The organism is Vreelandella boliviensis LC1, assembly GCF_000236035.1.
GTDB classification, from domain to species: Bacteria; Pseudomonadota; Gammaproteobacteria; order Pseudomonadales; family Halomonadaceae; genus Vreelandella; species Vreelandella boliviensis.
The window spans coordinates 1,899,954-1,916,274 of sequence record NZ_JH393257.1; the positions used below are offsets into that span (position 1 = coordinate 1,899,954).

17 protein-coding genes and 2 pseudogenes are annotated in these 16,321 nt (G+C 55.3%); 9 read left to right on the top strand and 10 right to left on the bottom strand.

Annotated features, from left to right (window positions below; translation table 11 throughout):
* Positions 1-42: 42 nt before the first annotated feature.
* Positions 43-1,035 (bottom strand): ABC transporter substrate-binding protein, encoded by a 993-nt coding sequence (locus KUC_RS08470; protein WP_007112757.1) that lies wholly within the window; start codon positions 1,033-1,035, stop codon positions 43-45.
* A gap of 134 nt (positions 1,036-1,169) precedes the next feature.
* Here KUC_RS08470 and KUC_RS08475 point away from each other — a divergent pair, with 134 nt between their 5' ends.
* The 3 genes from KUC_RS08475 to KUC_RS08485 all read left to right on the top strand — a co-directional run bounded on the left by KUC_RS08475 (position 1,170) and on the right by KUC_RS08485 (position 2,907).
* Positions 1,170-1,922, top strand: a complete 753-nt coding sequence (locus tag KUC_RS08475; protein WP_040480415.1) for a DeoR/GlpR family DNA-binding transcription regulator — start codon at positions 1,170-1,172, stop codon at positions 1,920-1,922.
* A 60-nt stretch (positions 1,923-1,982) separates the two neighbouring features.
* Positions 1,983-2,549 carry a YgjV family protein gene (locus KUC_RS08480; protein WP_007112759.1) on the top strand — a complete coding sequence of 189 codons (567 nt, stop codon included), beginning with the start codon at positions 1,983-1,985 and terminating at the stop codon, positions 2,547-2,549.
* A 91-nt stretch (positions 2,550-2,640) separates the two neighbouring features.
* The gene (locus tag KUC_RS08485; RefSeq protein WP_007112760.1) at positions 2,641-2,907 is read left to right on the top strand and encodes a DksA/TraR family C4-type zinc finger protein; all 267 of its coding nucleotides are present in this window, start codon (positions 2,641-2,643) and stop codon (positions 2,905-2,907) included.
* 10 nt (positions 2,908-2,917) lie between these two features.
* Here the strand turns inward: KUC_RS08485 and KUC_RS08490 are convergent, their stop codons facing one another.
* Positions 2,918-3,202: a YrhK family protein gene (locus KUC_RS08490; protein WP_007112761.1), complete on the bottom strand. Its 285-nt coding sequence runs from the start codon at positions 3,200-3,202 to the stop codon at positions 2,918-2,920.
* 257 nt (positions 3,203-3,459) lie between these two features.
* Between KUC_RS08490 and KUC_RS08495 the strand changes: the two genes are divergently transcribed.
* Both KUC_RS08495 and mtnK read left to right on the top strand, forming a co-directional pair.
* The gene (locus KUC_RS08495; RefSeq protein WP_007112762.1) at positions 3,460-4,707 is read left to right on the top strand and encodes a GGDEF domain-containing protein; all 1,248 of its coding nucleotides are present in this window, start codon (positions 3,460-3,462) and stop codon (positions 4,705-4,707) included.
* A 40-nt stretch (positions 4,708-4,747) separates the two neighbouring features.
* Positions 4,748-6,010 carry an S-methyl-5-thioribose kinase gene (mtnK, locus tag KUC_RS08500; RefSeq protein WP_007112763.1) on the top strand — a complete coding sequence of 421 codons (1,263 nt, stop codon included), beginning with the start codon at positions 4,748-4,750 and terminating at the stop codon, positions 6,008-6,010.
* Between the two features lie 176 nt (positions 6,011-6,186).
* On the opposite strand, the gene KUC_RS08505 is transcribed toward mtnK, so the two are convergent.
* From KUC_RS08505 to mtnB, 3 genes are read right to left on the bottom strand one after another with little or no spacing between them, the layout of a single operon-like run.
* On the bottom strand, positions 6,187-6,735 hold the full coding sequence (locus KUC_RS08505; RefSeq protein WP_007112764.1) for a 1,2-dihydroxy-3-keto-5-methylthiopentene dioxygenase: 549 nt from the start codon (positions 6,733-6,735) through the stop codon (positions 6,187-6,189).
* A 34-nt stretch (positions 6,736-6,769) separates the two neighbouring features.
* Positions 6,770-7,456, bottom strand: coding sequence for an acireductone synthase (gene mtnC, locus KUC_RS08510; protein ID WP_040479967.1), 687 nt, complete (start codon positions 7,454-7,456; stop codon positions 6,770-6,772).
* Between the two features lie 14 nt (positions 7,457-7,470).
* Positions 7,471-8,073: a methylthioribulose 1-phosphate dehydratase gene (gene mtnB / locus KUC_RS08515; RefSeq protein WP_007112766.1), complete on the bottom strand. Its 603-nt coding sequence runs from the start codon at positions 8,071-8,073 to the stop codon at positions 7,471-7,473.
* A 118-nt stretch (positions 8,074-8,191) separates the two neighbouring features.
* Between mtnB and mtnA the strand changes: the two genes are divergently transcribed.
* A complete protein-coding gene (gene mtnA / locus KUC_RS08520; RefSeq protein ID WP_007112767.1) occupies positions 8,192-9,202 on the top strand; it encodes an S-methyl-5-thioribose-1-phosphate isomerase in 1,011 nt (336 codons plus the stop codon).
* Positions 9,203-9,317: 115 nt separating this feature from the next.
* Here mtnA and recQ read toward each other — a convergent pair whose 3' ends face one another.
* The 5 genes and pseudogenes from recQ to KUC_RS20210 all read right to left on the bottom strand — a co-directional run.
* Entirely contained in the window at positions 9,318-11,135 is a 1,818-nt protein-coding gene (recQ, locus tag KUC_RS08525) for a DNA helicase RecQ (protein ID WP_007112768.1), read from the bottom strand.
* A gap of 184 nt (positions 11,136-11,319) precedes the next feature.
* Positions 11,320-12,000 carry an RES family NAD+ phosphorylase gene (locus KUC_RS08530; protein ID WP_007112769.1) on the bottom strand — a complete coding sequence of 227 codons (681 nt, stop codon included), beginning with the start codon at positions 11,998-12,000 and terminating at the stop codon, positions 11,320-11,322.
* Positions 11,997-12,398: an MbcA/ParS/Xre antitoxin family protein gene (locus KUC_RS08535; RefSeq protein WP_007112770.1), complete on the bottom strand. Its 402-nt coding sequence runs from the start codon at positions 12,396-12,398 to the stop codon at positions 11,997-11,999. The genes KUC_RS08530 and KUC_RS08535 overlap by 4 nt, the downstream gene beginning before the upstream one ends.
* 71 nt (positions 12,399-12,469) lie before the next feature.
* A pseudogene (locus KUC_RS20020) lies at positions 12,470-12,913 on the bottom strand (carbohydrate ABC transporter permease); the annotation flags it as partial.
* Positions 12,914-13,156, bottom strand: a pseudogene (locus tag KUC_RS20210) (ankyrin repeat domain-containing protein); the annotation flags it as partial. It abuts the pseudogene before it with no gap.
* 426 nt (positions 13,157-13,582) lie between these two features.
* On the opposite strand from KUC_RS20210, the gene KUC_RS08545 reads away from it, so the two are divergent.
* From KUC_RS08545 to KUC_RS08555, 3 genes are read left to right on the top strand one after another with little or no spacing between them, the layout of a single operon-like run.
* The gene (locus KUC_RS08545) at positions 13,583-14,560 is read left to right on the top strand and encodes a TRAP transporter substrate-binding protein (RefSeq protein WP_007112774.1); all 978 of its coding nucleotides are present in this window, start codon (positions 13,583-13,585) and stop codon (positions 14,558-14,560) included.
* Position 14,561: 1 nt separating this feature from the next.
* The gene (locus KUC_RS08550) at positions 14,562-15,035 is read left to right on the top strand and encodes a TRAP transporter small permease (protein WP_040479970.1); all 474 of its coding nucleotides are present in this window, start codon (positions 14,562-14,564) and stop codon (positions 15,033-15,035) included.
* Positions 15,032-16,315, top strand: a complete 1,284-nt coding sequence (locus KUC_RS08555; RefSeq protein ID WP_007112776.1) for a TRAP transporter large permease — start codon at positions 15,032-15,034, stop codon at positions 16,313-16,315. Before KUC_RS08550 ends, KUC_RS08555 begins: the two co-directional genes overlap by 4 nt.
* Positions 16,316-16,321: the final 6 nt, after the last annotated feature.

Below are 16,321 nucleotides of genomic sequence, written 5' to 3' on the forward strand. Positions count from 1 at the left end.
TGTCGCTGTCGTACTTATTATAGTTGAGAGCGGGCGTCATGATTACCCGCCGAATAGATCGCTAAAGTGCTGTTTAAGCTCGGCTTCCTGGGCCAGCGCCTGTTCTGTATCCACCGGCATCAGGGTAATGCTATCGCGCTCGGGAAAGCCTTCCGGCGGGGCAACGTCGTTGTGGGCGGGCAGGTAGCCCTGCTGGCTGACCAGTTCCTGGCCCTGCTGGGAAAGCACAAAATCAACGAACTTTTGCGCGGCATCGACATTCTTTGCGCCCTGCATAATGGCGACTGGCTCGGTGACCGCACTCACGCCCTCTTCAGGAAATACAAACTCCACCGGCGAGCCTTTGGCGGCTTCGCGAATCGGCAGGAAGTCCACCACAATGCCATAGGGCTTGGTGCCCGCGGCCACGGCGTTAAACACGCCGCCATTACCGCCCTGTGCTTCGGTGCGATTGGCGTGTAGGGCATCGTAGTATTCGGCGCCTAACTCTGGGTTGGCACTAACCGCCGCCATGTGGATCAGTGCTGCGCCGGAGTAGAGTGGGCTAGGCATGGTGACCAGCCCTGCGTAGTCAGGCCCCAGCAGGTCTTGCCAACTCTGCGGCTGATGCTCGGCGCCGGTGTTATAGACAATCCCGGTGGTGATCAGCTTGGTGCCGTAGTAGTAGCCTTCCGGGTCATATAGATCTGTGTCATACCCTTGGCGCTGATCGCTTAGATAAGGCTGTAAATGGCCCTCCTGCTTGAGCGACTCCATGGTCATGCTGTCAGCAATCAGCAGCACGTCGGGGTTGCTCACCCCGGCCGAAAGCTCCGAACGCAGCCGAGTCATTAAGCGCGTAGTACCGTCGCGTACCCACTCCACTTCGATATCGGGATTGGCCGCTTCAAAGGCGTCAACGGTCTGCTGTGCATCGCTATTGGGCTGGCTGGTGTAGAGCGTCAGCGTTTCGTTCGCCGCTACCTGAGCTGAAAGGGAAAAACTGGCTATCGCGACGGCAGTTGCAAGGGTAGATACCACGGGGTGCTTCAACATGAGTAAACCTCCAGTGAGTGAACCCCACCTAAGTTACTGTCATCTGCTTACAACAAAGTGACACTATGCTTTCGTTCAACATTCCGTGGCTTTCGTTTGCCGCACTTTTTGCTTTCGTTGTGCTGAGAGGGGCTATGCGCCAGTTCGAACGTCGACAACAGCTGTTGCAGCGAATCCACTCACAAGGGCGCCAATCGGTAGACAATCTGGCAGGAGAGTTTGGGGTTTCTGTGCAAACCTTGCGTGGGGATATTCGTCACCTAGCCGATAAAGGCCTAGTGCTGCGCCGCCAGGGTGAGGTGCTGCCGTTTCCCGAGCAAGAAAACATCGGCTACGACCAGCGTCAGATCGTTAATGTGGCGGGTAAACGGCAGATTGCTGCGCGGGCGGCAAGCCTAGTGCAAGACCATCAAGCGCTATTTTTAGGCACGGGCACCACGGTTGAGCAGTTGGCCGATGCGCTGAGTGATAAGCAAGGGTTGCATATCATGACCAATAATCTGCATGCGCTGATTAAACTGTGCCAGTTAAAGTGTGAATTAGTGGTGGCGGGTGGGCGAGTGCGTCGTCGCGACCAGGATGTGATAGGCGGCGATGCCTGGCGCTTTTTTCAACGCTACCGTGCCGATGTGGGAATTGTGTCGGTGGGGGGGATGGATAGCCATGGTCAGCTTTATGACTACAACGACGACGAAGTGATGGCCCGTGAGGCGCTATTAGCCCATGCCGGTTATCGTGTGTTAGTGCTGGATAAAACCAAGTTCGATCTGCCGCTGCGCTGCGCAGCGGGCCAGCTGGGTGATTATGATGCCGTGGTCACCGATGTGCCGCTGCCAGATAAGCTACGCAGCCCGTTGGCCGCCCGAGGCGTTCGGTTTCTGGTTTAGGAGAACGTTAACTGTGCCAGTATGGGGTTTACGGCAGCATGCAAAAGAGGAGCGTTATAAATGTTAGACAACCTAAGCCATAGTGCCCTGGCTGGTCAGCTCTGTGGCTTGGTGGCTCTGGTGATATGTGTCGTGGCCTTTGCCAGTAAAAACGACGATCGCCTCTTGGTGTTACTGATTTCCGCCAATGTGGCTTTTGCGCTGCAGTTTGTGTTTTTCGAGAGCTGGACGGCGGCGGCGCTAACGGGGCTGGTGATAGTGCGGATTGTTCTGGCTCGTCGATATATGGGCAGTAAGGCCGTTATGGCGGGAGTCTTGCTGGCCAGCGGTATCGCTGCAGCCTTCACGTGGCAAAGTTGGGTGGATATTTTGCCGGTGGCGGCCATGGTACTGGGAACCGTGGGCATGTTTCTAATGCGCGGCATTGCCATGCGGGTTTTTCTGGGGCTGGCCGCCTTAGCCTGGATGCTTAACAACCTGCTGATTGGCACCATCGGCGGTACCATTGCTGAAGGCCTGATTGTGGTCACCAATATCATCACCATTATTCGCTTAGTGCGAGCCAAGCGAAAATATCCTGACGTGTTTGAGGGGGCAGAAGAACCTGGCGTTGTCTCCAAAAAATGATCAGACCTAGTTGGCTAACATCCACTTGGTTTATCGAACGGCGTGACTGCTATGCTGATAGCTTGTTAGGGCCTGAGCGAGGAGCGCGACTATGGCAGGTGGATGGGCAAAAGATGGTGCCGAACAAGAGCAGATGGAGAGCACGCTAGACGATGCGGTGCGGCGTGCCCGTAGCCAACTACCTAGTGGCGAAAGTCTTGATGTTTGCGAGGAGTGTGGCGACCCTATTCCCGAAGCGCGCCGTAAAGCGATTCCTGGCGTTCGGCTCTGTGTGGTTTGTCAGAGTGAGTTGGACAAAAAACAGTCGGCCTATAGTGGCTACAATCGGCGTGGTAGTAAAGACAGCCAGCTGCGTTGAATGCAGCTTTCTAGGCATCGTGGTCGGTATCCGGTAGTTGCTTAAAATAGACAAAGCGATGAAGGCGAATCGCCGGTCGAATCAGCAGCTGTATGCTGCCAATCACAAATAACCACACGCCGACGGTTTGTACGGCACCTTGGTAAAAAAAGCAGACACTGCCAATCGTAAACCAAATGCCCAGCATAAAATCGTTCACCATACTAAGCACTTCATAGCGCTGGTGTACTACTAATTCGCGATGTCCTAATGTGAAGGTCCAGTCGAGGGTTGCTGGGTCTTGCTCGCGCTGCATGGCTTACCTCCTTATTCAGTAGTCGCTACTATATTAACAGCAAAATTAAGGCGCTCGCTTTCGTGGCGGCGTCTTTTTTTAATGACTGATTAATTAAAGAACATGTTGTTTTACGTTTAAAAAAGTACCGGTTTTCATTTTAACTAAACGTTACTATGGAACATTATAGTCGTATGCCGATGTAATACTTGGCTTCTGACAGCTGCTAGAGCTGTATGAAAACCATTAGTAGTGTAGTGAGGCATTGAGGGTGAGTAATGATCAATGACGCGTTGCTGAAAGCTGTCGAAAATGAATTAGGGAAAGGCGCTTGGCTGTTGCGTTTTGCTGATGATGTGGAGGCGCGCTTTGAAGCAGATACCCAGCGCCAACGCGGTCGTAGCATGGCCGTGGCGGGGCTCATATCAGCGTTCATTTATTGCCTGTTTTTGATCAACGACTATAGCTTTCGCTCTGACACTTTTAGCATTGCTGTCATGTTTCGGGTTGGAGTGATGCTGCCTTTCGGCTTGCCTATTCTTTGGTTGGTCTACCGTGGTGTCTCTCCAGCGTTACGCGAGACGTTAATGACGAGCACGGTTATCGTTGCTACGCTGATCTCTTGTATGATCTTTGTGAGTTCCACCGCACCCTACTCCTATCTTGACGTATTCTCTTTTGGGCTTATTTTGTTGGTGGGGAATATTGTTTATTCACTGCGCTTTAGCTATGCCGTATGGTCATCTGCTATTAGTGTTTTAATAATTCTGATATTTGTCTTGCCATATGAGCCAATGCCAGCAGAAGCAAAGCGGCTGGCTATATTCACTCTTATTGCTGTGGCAGTATTTAGTCTTGCCGCGAACTACCGCTTCGAGCGTAGCGAGCGAACCGCCTACCTGCATGTATTGAAAGAGAAACTCCGTGCGGGCTACTACTTAAAAGATAATAAAAAGTTGACCCGCATGTCGGTTACCGACCCTTTAACCACTCTGGCCAATCGGCGCCAGTTCGATACGGTGTTCCCCGTCCGGTGGCAAGAGGCCGCCGATAAAGGACTTTGCTTAGGACTTATGGTGATCGATATCGACCACTTCAAAGCGTACAACGACTATTATGGGCATCCTCAAGGCGATGTCTGTTTACGTCGGGTAGCGAAGGTCATGCAGGCCAACAGCCGCGATACTGACTTAGTGGTGCGCTTTGGCGGCGAAGAATTTTTGGTGTTAATGGCCAATGCAATCCCTGAAGCTGTAGAGCCAGCGGCGGAGCGGATCCGGCGCAGCGTGGAAGGCTTGCAGATCCCTAACCCGGGTGCCTCGGCGGAGAGCGTTGTCACGGTGAGTATCGGAGTAGCGGTACTTTACCCAGGTGTCGGCCTTGCCCCCGCCAAGCTATTATCCCAAGCAGATGCAGCGCTTTACGAAGCCAAGCGGCAAGGTCGCAACCGTATATGGGTGGCTAACTCAGAGGGTTCACTCTCCAGCGATAACGCTAATGGTGGCTTAGGTATATCAGCTCAATAGCCGTCCGCCCTGCCTTTAAACGTTTTGTGAGGAATGACTTTTGGAGATTGATCAAGATTACCGCGCGCTCGGCGTCGACACCCTTTCCCAGCGACTGGGTGGTGTTGAGGCAGTGGCTAGTCGAGTGGGCGGAGAACCTGCTAGCTGGGAGATTCGCGAGGTGGGTGACGGCAACCTCAACCTAGTGTTTATTGTCTCCGGTGACGTGGGCAGTGTGGTGGTTAAGCAGGCACTCCCCTATGTACGCATGGTAGGTGAGAGCTGGCCGCTACCGATCTATCGCGCCCATTTTGAGTATTACGCCTTGGTGCGCCAGGCCAAGCGGGCACCGGGCATTGCCCCAGAGGTGTACTACTTCGACAAGCCCCAGGCGCTGTTTGTGATGGAGTATCTGTACCCCCACACTATACTGCGCCGCAAGTTAATCAACGGCGAGCGAGTCGCACAACTTGGTGAAACCATCGGCCAATTCTGCGCGCGCACGGCATTTCGGGGCTCGGAGCTTTCGCTGAGTAGCCCCGAGAAAAAGCAAGACGTGGGGCTATTTTCAGGCAATGTGGCGATTCCCGCCATCACCGAGTCGCTGGTATTTACCGATCCTTATTACGGCGCTGAAATGAACCACCACACGCCGGAGCTTTCGCCGGTGGTGGATGAACTACGCCGTAATGCGCGTTTAAAGGCCAAAGTACAGCGGCTGTTGATGAAGTTCACCGCTAACACGGAAACCATGCTCCATGGTGATCTGCATGCCGGCTCGATTATGGCCACCGATACTGACGTGCGCGTGATCGACCCGGAGTTTTCCCAATATGGGCCGATGGCCTTTGACCTAGGCATGGCGGTAGCCAACTTCCTGATGGCCTATTTCAGCCAGCCCGCTCACCGTGAAGAAGGTGAGCTTGATGAGTACCAGGCGTGGATTATTGAAGTGATCGAAGCGTGCTTTAACCACTTTGACGCCGAGTTCCGCCACCTGTGGCAAACCGAGCGTACTGGCATTCTGTTTCCCAAGTCGCTATTTGAAGAGCAGGGGAATAGCGCCGACGATGCCTGCGATGCGTTGCTTGATGAGATCCGTTTGGATGCGCTGGCCTACTGCGGTATCGAAATGCACCGCCGCGTACTGTCGCTGGCCCACAACGCCGACTTTGAAGAGATCGAAGACACCGCGCTGCGCGCCAAGCTTGAAGCGCGCAATGTGCTGATGGGCCAAACGTTGATTCTGGAGCCGGAAGTCTACTGTGACCTGAACGCGCTGGCGGATTTAGCCAGGGCATATAACCAACAAGAGGTGTTGTAGCAAGGGCTGATTATCAATAGCTCAACACTAACTAGTAGCAGCTTTAGCGGGCGAAGAGCACCTAGGGCGCCGCTGTCATTGCAAGGAGCCTGCGACGAAGCAATCTAAGCTTAAGGCTGCATGAGAACCCCGAGATTGCTTCGTTATGCTCGCAGTGAATAGACGGCGCCCCCAGTTTACAACTGATCCAAACGATCAAATTTTCCGGCGATATCGCTCTCTGTCCAATGCGGCACCCAGCCTTCGACGTTGTCGAAGAAACGCAGCGCGGTGAATTCCGGCGCTGGGCCCATATCGAACCAGTGAGGCGTGTTGGCGGGCACACTGATCAGGTCATTGCGAGTACATAACACCTGATACACCTTATCTTCGATGTGCAGGCAGAACAGCCCCTGGCCTTTGACGAAAAAGCGCACCTCATCTTCATGATGGCGGTGCTCATTTAAGAACTTCTGGCGCATGGCATCTTTTTCTGGATGTGTAGGCACCATGTGCAGAACGTCGACGGTTTGATAACCGCCTTTGCTTTTCACCCGGTCAATATCTTCCTGGTAGAGCGCTAAAATATCTTCTTGAGTAGCGTCATCGGCGATCTCGCCCGGTGTTGACCAGCGCTCAAACAGCACGCCCACCTTATTCAGCTCAGCGGTAATCCGTTCGCCGTCGGTGATGTCCACCAGTGCGTCATTAGGGTTCTGATCAGCAAATACTTTTAGTTGCGACATCAAAAACTCTCCTTAAAAGCGATGGGCGTAAATGTTACAGAGCGATCTCATCAAAGCGAGTAACGCAAGCGTGAGTGGTGCCTGCCTGGGTGCCTTCGCGCACCAACTGCAGGGTTTGCATGCCCGCCTGCTTGGCGGCGTCCAGCTCTTCGACCACGTCAGACAAGAACAGCACCGCTTCAGGCGGCAGGTCAAGTTCAGCGACAATACGCTGGTAGGCGTCGGCGTCACGTTTATGACCAATGTGGGTATCGAAATAACCACTAAATAGCGGGGTTAGGTCGCCCTCATCGCTATAGCCAAACAGCAGCTTTTGCGCCTGAACAGAACCTGATGAGTAAACGTAAAGCGCTTTGCCGTCCTCTTTCCATTGGCGCAAGGCGGGGGTTACGTCGCTATACAAATGGCCTGTAAAGTCGCCGCGCTGGTAACCATCCGCCCACACCATGCCCTGCAAGGCTTTTAGCGGGGTAACCTTTTGATCGGTCTCGATCCACTGGAGCAGTTGGGCGATCACGGTCTCAAGCGTGGCATCAGGTTCACCCATTTCACTGCGCACGGCGTCGATCTGCTCGGCAACCGCTGGTGTGCTTGAATTTGCACGTAGAAAGTCTGGCAACTTGGCATGGGCATAGGGAAATAGCACCTTATGCACGAAACTAATATCCGTGGTGGTGCCTTCAATATCGGTCACAATCGCGCGTGCAGTTGGGTTACTCATTTAAGACTACTCATTTAAGACCATCGGCTCTCTTCAAGAACACAGGCAAGTAAAAACTCAATCGCTTCCAGGTGGCGGCGGCAACTCGCGATGCTATCACCCACGGCATAAATGCCGTGACCCGCGACCAAAAAGCCCCAGGGCATCGGCCAGCCGCTGCGGACTTGCTCGGCCAGCTCCTCCATATCCTGGGAGTTGGGCACCACGGGCAAGCTGATGGTAGCGTCGTGGGTCACGTTGCCCTGCAAGGCTTTTTGCATTTCAAAGCCGCTTAGCTCAATACCCTCTGGAAAGCGCCGTGACAGTACCGTGCTGGCCACAGTGTGAGTGTGTAGCACGCAGTTAATAGAAGCGTCTAAGCGATAGAGCGCGGCATGTAGGTTGCTTTCTGCACTCGGCTTGCTGTTGCCTTCAAGCACCTTACCATCCAGGTTGCAGAGCAAGAGGTCATCGGCCTGAATGCGGGTTTTATCCCGCCCAGAGGCGGTAACAAGATAGCCAGCCTCGGTTCGGGCGGAAAAGTTGCCGCCGGTGGCGGGCGTCCAGCCTTGCTGCGCCGCCCAGGAAATCGCGGCCAGCAGGTCGGCTTGTAAGGTCTCTGTGTTGGGAACGATCATGTGTCAGCGATGCCTCTTCTAGTGGCGCTCATTCTATATGATAAGCTTCGCGCCTGATAAGCCGTGCCATTGTTCTACTACTCTGTTCCGCAACTCAAGTACTCAAGGAGTTCATCAAATGCCTCAACTTCAATCACGCAGTTTGCGGGCCTATGCCGACTACCTTGAGTATTTGGATCAAACCCAGCTGCCGCAAGCGGAGCAGTGGGTGCGCTGTGACTCGCCTGAAGAGTGGTGGGGTGCGGTGAAAAACCTGGCGATTCGCGGTGCGCCGCTGATTGGCTTGAGCGCCGCCTTTGTGTTGGCCCAATACGCCGCGCGCTATCCTGAAAGCGACTGGCAGCTGGTGAGCGATCGCTTACGTGCCACACGCCCCACGGCAGTTAACTTAATGTACTGCCTGGATGCCATGGAAGCCTGCTTTGAGCTAGGCGCCAACGCCTTGGCCGAGCGCGCCGCCGAACTGTTTGCAGAAGATCGCGAGCTTTGCCAACGCATGGCCGAGCGGGGCGCTGATCTTATACAGCCGGGTGACCGGGTGCTTACCCACTGCAACACCGGGGCGTTGGCCACTGCAGGGGTGGGTACGGCAATTGGCGCGCTGGCGGTGGCTAAACAGCGCGGCATTGAGCTGCATGTGTATGTGGATGAAACTCGCCCGCTGCTACAGGGTGGCCGTTTAACCGCCTGGGAAATGGCCGACTTAGGTATTTCCTACCAGCTAATTGCCGATAGCATGGCCGCCAGCCTGATGGCAGCAGGTAAAGTCGATAAAGTGATGGTGGGAGCCGACCGTATCTGCGCTAACGGCGACTTCGCCAACAAAGTGGGTACTTACATGCTGGCGGTGATCGCTCACTATCATCAGGTGCCGTTTTACGTGGTAGCCCCTTACACCACGGTAGACCCGGCATGTGCTACCGGCTCGGATATTCCCATTGAGCAGCGCGACCCTGCCGAAATCCGCGGCGCTGCGGGTGCCTTTGGTAATGTGGTGTGGGCACCAGAAGACGCCCCTGTTTGGAACCCCGCTTTTGATGTGACGCCCGCTGAACTTGTCACTGGCTGGGTACTGGACACAGGTGTTTTCGATGCCGCTGCTATCGCTCGTGGTGAGCATTGCCGATAATACCGGCGAGCTAACCCAGTGCCATCATTGCTGCGCGTAGGTAGGTTCGTAGGAAGTGATCGATATGTCCGTTGAGCGTTTCGAAGACCACACTCAAGCCTTGACTTGATCATTTTTACTCGGCTTCCCGATTCGCCAGAATAACGCCCAAAAATCCCTCGCCGTAATCCGCCAGTTTGCGCGCGCCGATGCCGGAGATCGCCCCCAGTGCCTCCAGGCTTTGGGGTTTCTGTTCGACCAATTCAGCCAGAGTGGCGTCGTGGAAAATCACATAGGCAGGCACGCCCTGGGCTGCAGCCAGTTCACGACGGTGCTGGCGCAGGGCTTCCCATAGCTCCCCGTGGGGCAGCGTGGTAGAGGCGCCTTTGCTGCCACGCCGAGTGGTCTTGGCCTTGCTTGGTTTGCGCAGGGTGAGGGCGTGTTCGCCGCGCAGCACCGGCTTTGCGTTCGCAGTCAGCTTGATACCACCGTGCCCCTCCATATCCACGCTTAAATAGCCGCTGGCAATCAGTTGGCGAAAGAGTGCTTTCCACTCATTAGCCGCGAGCTCTTTACCAATGCCGAAGGTACTGATGCGGTCGTGACCAAAACGGGTAATTCGTTCGTTGCTTTTGCCTAACAGTACATCCACCAGATAGGTCACGCCGAAGCGCTGCTCGGTGCGGTAGACACAGGAAAGCGCCTTTTGCGCCGCCACGGTGGCCTCCCAGGTTTCGGGTGGGGTTAGGCAGTTGTCGCAGTTGCCGCAGGGCGCATCCAGATGATCGCCAAAGTAGTGAAGCAGCGCCTGGCGTCGGCAGCTGATGATTTCACACAGCCCCAGCATGGCATCGAGCTTCTGCTGCTCAATGCGTTTTTGCTGGTCGGCGGCGCTGGAGTCCTGCTGCATTTGGCGTAGCGTGATCACATCTTGGAGCCCGTAGGCCATCCAGGCATCGGCGGGCAGGCCATCGCGCCCGGCGCGGCCGGTCTCCTGGTAGTAGGCTTCGATGCTCTTGGGTAGGTTGAGGTGGGCCACAAAGCGCACGTCGGGTTTGTCGATGCCCATGCCGAAGGCAATGGTGGCCACAATGACCACGCCATCTTCACGCAGAAAACGGGTCTGGTGGTGCTGGCGCTGTTCGGCGGGAAGCCCGGCGTGATAGGGCAGTGCGGTCAGCCCCTGGCGCTCGAGCCAAGCGGCGGTCTCCTCCACCTTGCGCCGGGAAAGGCAGTAGACGATACCCGCCTCACCGTCGTGGTGCTCGCGGATAAACTGCAACAGCTGTTCCTTGGCCTTGCCCTGATTTTCGGCGATATGGTAACGAATGTTGGGCCGGTCAAAGCCGCTGTTATACAGCGCTGCCTCTTGGAGCTGAAGGTGCTCCATGATATCGCCACGGGTAGGCACATCGGCAGTGGCGGTCAGAGCGATGCGCGGCACCTGGGGAAAGCGTTGATGCAGATGGGAGAGCTGACGATACTCGGGGCGAAAATCGTGTCCCCATTGGGAGACACAGTGGGCTTCATCAATGGCGAACAGGGCAATTTGGGTCTGTTCCAGCAGCATCTGCAGTCGCGCCGTGGCCAGCCGTTCGGGCGCGACATACAAGAGATCCAGCTCGCCCGCGCGCAGGCGGTTTTCCACCTCGACTGCCTCGTGATAATCGAGGCTGGAGTTGAGGTAGTCCGCTCTGACTCCGTTCTGCTTTAGTGCCGCTACCTGATCCTGCATTAGCGCGATCAGCGGCGAGACCACAATCGCAGTGCCTTCGCGCAGCAGTGCAGGGATCTGATAGCACAGCGACTTACCCCCGCCGGTGGGCATCAGCACCAGCGCATCGCCCCCAGCGATTACATGCTCAATGATCGCTTGCTGCGGGCCGCGAAAGCGGTCGTAGCCAAATACCTCCTGCAGCACCTTGAGGGCTTCCGGGTGGGTGTCGGCGTGCATCAATGCTCTCCCTTGTCGCGTGCTTAAGAGAGAATTGTCGCACGAAAAACCTGAGGGGTGTCTGCCTAGCGAATCCCCGCCCTTAAAAACGACTGCACGAATTGGCGTTGGAAGAGCAAAAAAGGCGATCCACAGTGGGCGATAGTACGCAATGAAACGTCAACAGACCCTAGCAGGGACGGCGTTAACCTAATAGCGTTAGCTCATAAACATGGCGGATACGCTGACCATCCCAGTCATAACCGAGATGACGTCCCTGGCGCGCTGCTGATAGCACGGGTGGACGTAGCACTGCGGCGCATTCGCCTTCTGGATCACGGACGCTGGGATAAACGATGCCATCCGCTTGTTTCTCCCAGGCTTTTCTACCCAAGGTTTGTCCGGCTGCCCAGCTACTCGGTGTGAGAAGCGCTTGGGCAGCATTCTGCCCACGTAAATCAATCAGTTGGCCCGTTAAATCCGACAGATAAACACGCTGCTGAAGCATCAAGGGTGGTTGGCTCGACTCGCCCATAAACTGCTCTGCGTGGTAAACGGTTTCGGCAATGGCGGTAGTTTCGGTTAGCGCGCAGTAGTAAGCGCCAAAGGTGCCATCGCTAAAACGCGAGCCGGTCGCGGGGAAGTGGCAAAAGGCGGCCATAACGGGCGTCCAGCCGGGGCCGTAGCGGCGGTCATCATCGCGAACGAGGTGAATGGTTCCTGCTTCCTCACGTAGCCTTGCGGAGGTTTCGCCTTCCAGCTCATTGAGCAAGTCCCAATCATCAGCGTTGTTGTTGACGCCTTCGAATAAATCAATCGGTGGGAAACGCGAAGGAATAACACGGTAACTGGGCCGCCACGTGATGTTGTTCAGCGGGAATGTCATGCATGGCCTCCACCACGCGCGGCATCTAAATGCTGGCGAACAACGTAAAGGTCGGAGACTTGACCATTTAAAAGACGCTCCATTGGCGAGTGACCGGCAAAAAGAGGGTTATTGCTGGATCTCTGTAGCCAGCTATTAGCGGCCTCTTGATTGGGCAGCAATATGTGTAGTGCTTTGTAGATACCCAGAATCAACGACACCCGCTCCAGATGATTAGCATCCAGGCGAGCCTGCTCCGGTGCCAGCTTCCAACGCCGGTAGGTAGAATCAGGTACGCCTAATAGCAGTGCTGCTTCGCTTTCTTTTAGCCCCCATCCACGAGAAATGTTGGGATAGGTGCGCATCGCGGCGGCTCCCATTTCGCGGCGCTTGTCGGCTGACTTGTGCTGAATAGCCATATATCTTCCTCCTCACTTATTCATAGCTTACGCCAAGTGAGCGATATTTGGAAAATGATAGCCATTTGAGCCTAACGAATCCCCGCCCTTAAAAACGACTGCACAAACTGGCGCTGAAAAAGCAAAAAGGCGATCAACAGTGGGGCGATACTGAGCAGCGTGGCGGCACTAACGGTGGCCCAGTTAACGCCAGTTTCCGGGGCGGAGAAAACCCCAAGGCCGACCGTTAACGGGCGGCTCTCTACCGAGTTGGTGACCACTAGCGGCCAGATAAAGTTATTCCAGTGGTGGCTGATCGAGACCAGGCCATAAGCCTAATAGGTGGGCTTGGCTAGCGGTACGTAAACCTTCCACAAAATTTCCAGCCAGTTGCAGCCTTCGATGCGTGCGGCGTCTTCAAGCTCCCGGGGGATAGTTTTAAACGTTTGGCGGAGCAGAAAAATACCCAGGGCGCTGGCGACATAAGGCAGGCCAATCCCGGTGATGGTGTTGATCAATCCATGCCCCCTGGCGATCAGGTCTGTCAGAAGGTCTAGATGACTATGGGCTGCCGCTTTCGTCAGGGCGGCCCATCCACAGGCATCGGCGGCATCCACGGCAAGCCCGGCATCGAGCAGCACTCGGACTGTCGAGCCGTCACTGTTCTCGGCTGCCAGCGTCAAGGGCGTGTGCCCCAGCGAATCGATGACGTTATTGTCAGCGTCTTCAAGAAAGAAGGGCGTGAACGTAATGACGCTGATTACCAACAGGCTTATCAATATCCCGGTCTACACGGGATAGCGGTGGTAGAAGAGAGTCAATGGCTGCAATGGGCGTTTCATCGGGCCTCCATTGTTCATTGGTTTACGTTGTAACTTTATCTCGAGTTTACTTGGGTTTCTGCTTTTTGTAGCTGCGCAATTTTGGCCGCCGATGACGCGATGTCACGTATAGTGATAATAAAATAAAATAAAATAAAATCAATAAACGAATTTTTAATTAATTCGTGGCCAATATATTTAAGTAAGTCGTATTTAGAGTTTGTGTTTTTTAATTGATTTTTATTTTGAAGTGAAAGTTAATTTGTATAAAAATGAGTAATGTTAAAGATAAGAATTATAAAATTGCCATGTGAGTATTATCCATCGAATCTGTTGTCTCCGGGTCTAATTCCAATCGCCACAATAAAGACAGCAGGTATCAAAATGAAACTGACTCCTCTTGCCTTCTCCAGTCTTATCGGGCTAACCGCCTTTGCAAGTAATGCACATGCCCTGGATATCAAGCTCGGCCACGTGTTGGCACCCACACACAATTGGCATGTCTCTGCGGAAGGCTTCGCTGACGATGTAAAGGAAGCGACGGATAGCCGCGTCAACTTTCAGGTTTTTCCCAGTGGTCAGCTGGGTAATGAAACTCGAATGGTAGAAGGCATGCAGATCGGCAGCATGGAGGCCGGAATCATCGGCTGTGGCTCCTTCCAGTCACTGGAACCCAAGTTCGGTATCGTTGAGTTGCCTTATTCCTGGGCGAACCGAGAAGCAGCCTACGCCGCCTACGATGGCGAACTGGGCGAAACGCTCGAAACACTGGCGCAAGAGAAGAACATCAAGATTCTCAGCTGGTGGGAAAACGGTTTCCGCCATGTCACCAATAATCGTGGACCCATCGACTCCCCCGAAGACCTGGAGGGCCTGAAGATTCGGGTTACCCCCGACAGGATGCGGCTCGATACTTTCGAGGCACTAGGTTCCAATCCTGCTCCCCTTGCCTTCGGTGAACTCTACTCGGCGTTACAGCAAGGTGTCTTTGATGCTCAGGAGAATCCTCTCTCTATTATCTACTCCTCATCCTTTTATGAAGTCCAGGATTACGTCTCCCTTACGGGCCATGTCTGGGCGCCGGCATGTCTGACGATTGCCGATCTTACCTGGAACAAGATCAACCCGGACGACCAGCAAGTCATCCAGGAGCTTGCCGATAAGTGGCGCGATAAACAGCGTGCCATGACGCGAGAAGATGATGAAACCATGCTTGAAAATCTGACCGCCGAAGGTATGCAGATCAATGAGGTCGATACGGCTCCCTTCAACCAGAAGGTTCAGGGCGTATGGAACGACTATGCCGAGGTATTCGGTGAGGAGTTGATGGAGACCGTCAGACAGTATCGTACGGCCGAATGACATGAGGTTTTCCAGACTTGCAACACGAGTATCCAATCTCAGTCTGGCCGTGGCCGCCGTCGGGGCAGCCGCCCTGGCGGCACTGGTCATCTATACGGTGTTCATGCGCTGGGTTGTGGGACAAACGCCCAGCTGGGCTGAAGAGTTGCCGCGATTGGTGCTGATCTGGACCGCCCTGCTGGGTTCCGTCACCTGTACCCATCGATGCTCCCATCTCAACGCCGGGCTGCTGCCTCTGATCGTGCGTTCCACCGATGTCCGCCGGACTATTGGCAGGGCCACGGATATTGTCCTGCTGGTGATGCTGCTGGTGCTGGCCAAGGCAGGCTGGGACCTGACGTTACTGACCATGAGCATGACGACCACGGCCTTGAAGATGCCTGTCGGCTTTCTGTACCTCTCGGTGCCGGTGGGCTGCGTGGGCATGGCATTGATGCAGTTGCAGCACGTGTTGTCTCCAGGAGATAGCCAATGACCTTCGGTGCACTTACTCTGCTGGGTGTCTTCGGACTCGCCATTCTGGTCAACATACCGATTGCCTTCGGTCTGATTCTCGCCGCCCTCGTCTACCTGCTCGTGTTTGGTGCGGCCCCCATGATGGTTTCCGCACAACAGTTCGTCGGTGGAATGGACAGCTTCACGCTACTGGCGATCCCGTTGTTCATCCTCGCGGCGCAATTGATGAACAGTGCCGGCTTGACCAGGCGTATCGTGCACCTTTGCATGTCCCTGGTCGGCGACATCCGAGGCGGGCTGGCCGTTGTGGCGGTGCTGGCGTGTATGTTGTTCGGCGCCTTGTCCGGGTCGGGAGTGGCGGATGTCATTGCCATCGGCAGTATGCTGTTGCCGGCGATGCATAAAAACGGCTACGACAAGGGCTTCAGCAGCGCTCTGGTCGGGTGTGCCAGCTCTTTCGGTACGGTAATTCCTCCCAGCATCGTCATGATCGTCTACGGCACCACCTCCAATACCTCGGTAGGCAAGCTCTTCATGGGCGGTGTGATTCCCGGCCTGCTGTTGACGCTGTCGTTGATAGGCGTGGCGCTCTATATCTCACGCAAGCATGGCTGGGCAGGGGTAAAGCCTTCCGACCCTGCCGAGCGGCGCCGAGCGGTCATCGATGCGCTGCCCGCGCTCATGGTACCGGTGCTGATCATCGGGGGGATTCGCTTCGGCGTCTTCACCCCCACCGAGGCGGCGGCCTCCGCCATCCTCTATGCGCTCATCCTCGGTATCGTCCTCTATCGCTGTCTCTCGCTGCGGGACATTCTCGATTGCGTCATCGCCACGGCGGAAACCAGTGCCGCCATCCTGGTCATCATCGGTGCCGCTGGCCTCTTCGCCTGGGGGCTGACCTATGAACAGGTGCCGCAAGCCATCGCCGGGATCATCGGCGACTGGACGGATAGTTCGCACAGCGTGTTGCTGTTGCTGACCGCGGTGCTACTGGTGCTCGGAACCTTCATGGAAAGCATCGCCATCATCATCATCGTCACGCCGATCGTCATGCCGCTGCTCTCCCAATACGGCATCGACCCGGTGCATTTCGGCGTGCTGCTGACGGTCAACCTCGCGATCGGCGCCAATACGCCACCCTTGGGTATCGACCTGATGGCGGCTTGCCGTATCTCCGGCATCAGTGTCATGGAAACGCTACGTCCGCTTTCGCTGATGCTGATGTCCATGCTTGCCGTCCTGATGATGATCACCTTCGTGCCCGATATCGTGCTGTTCCTGCCCAACCTGATGGAGTGACCCAGC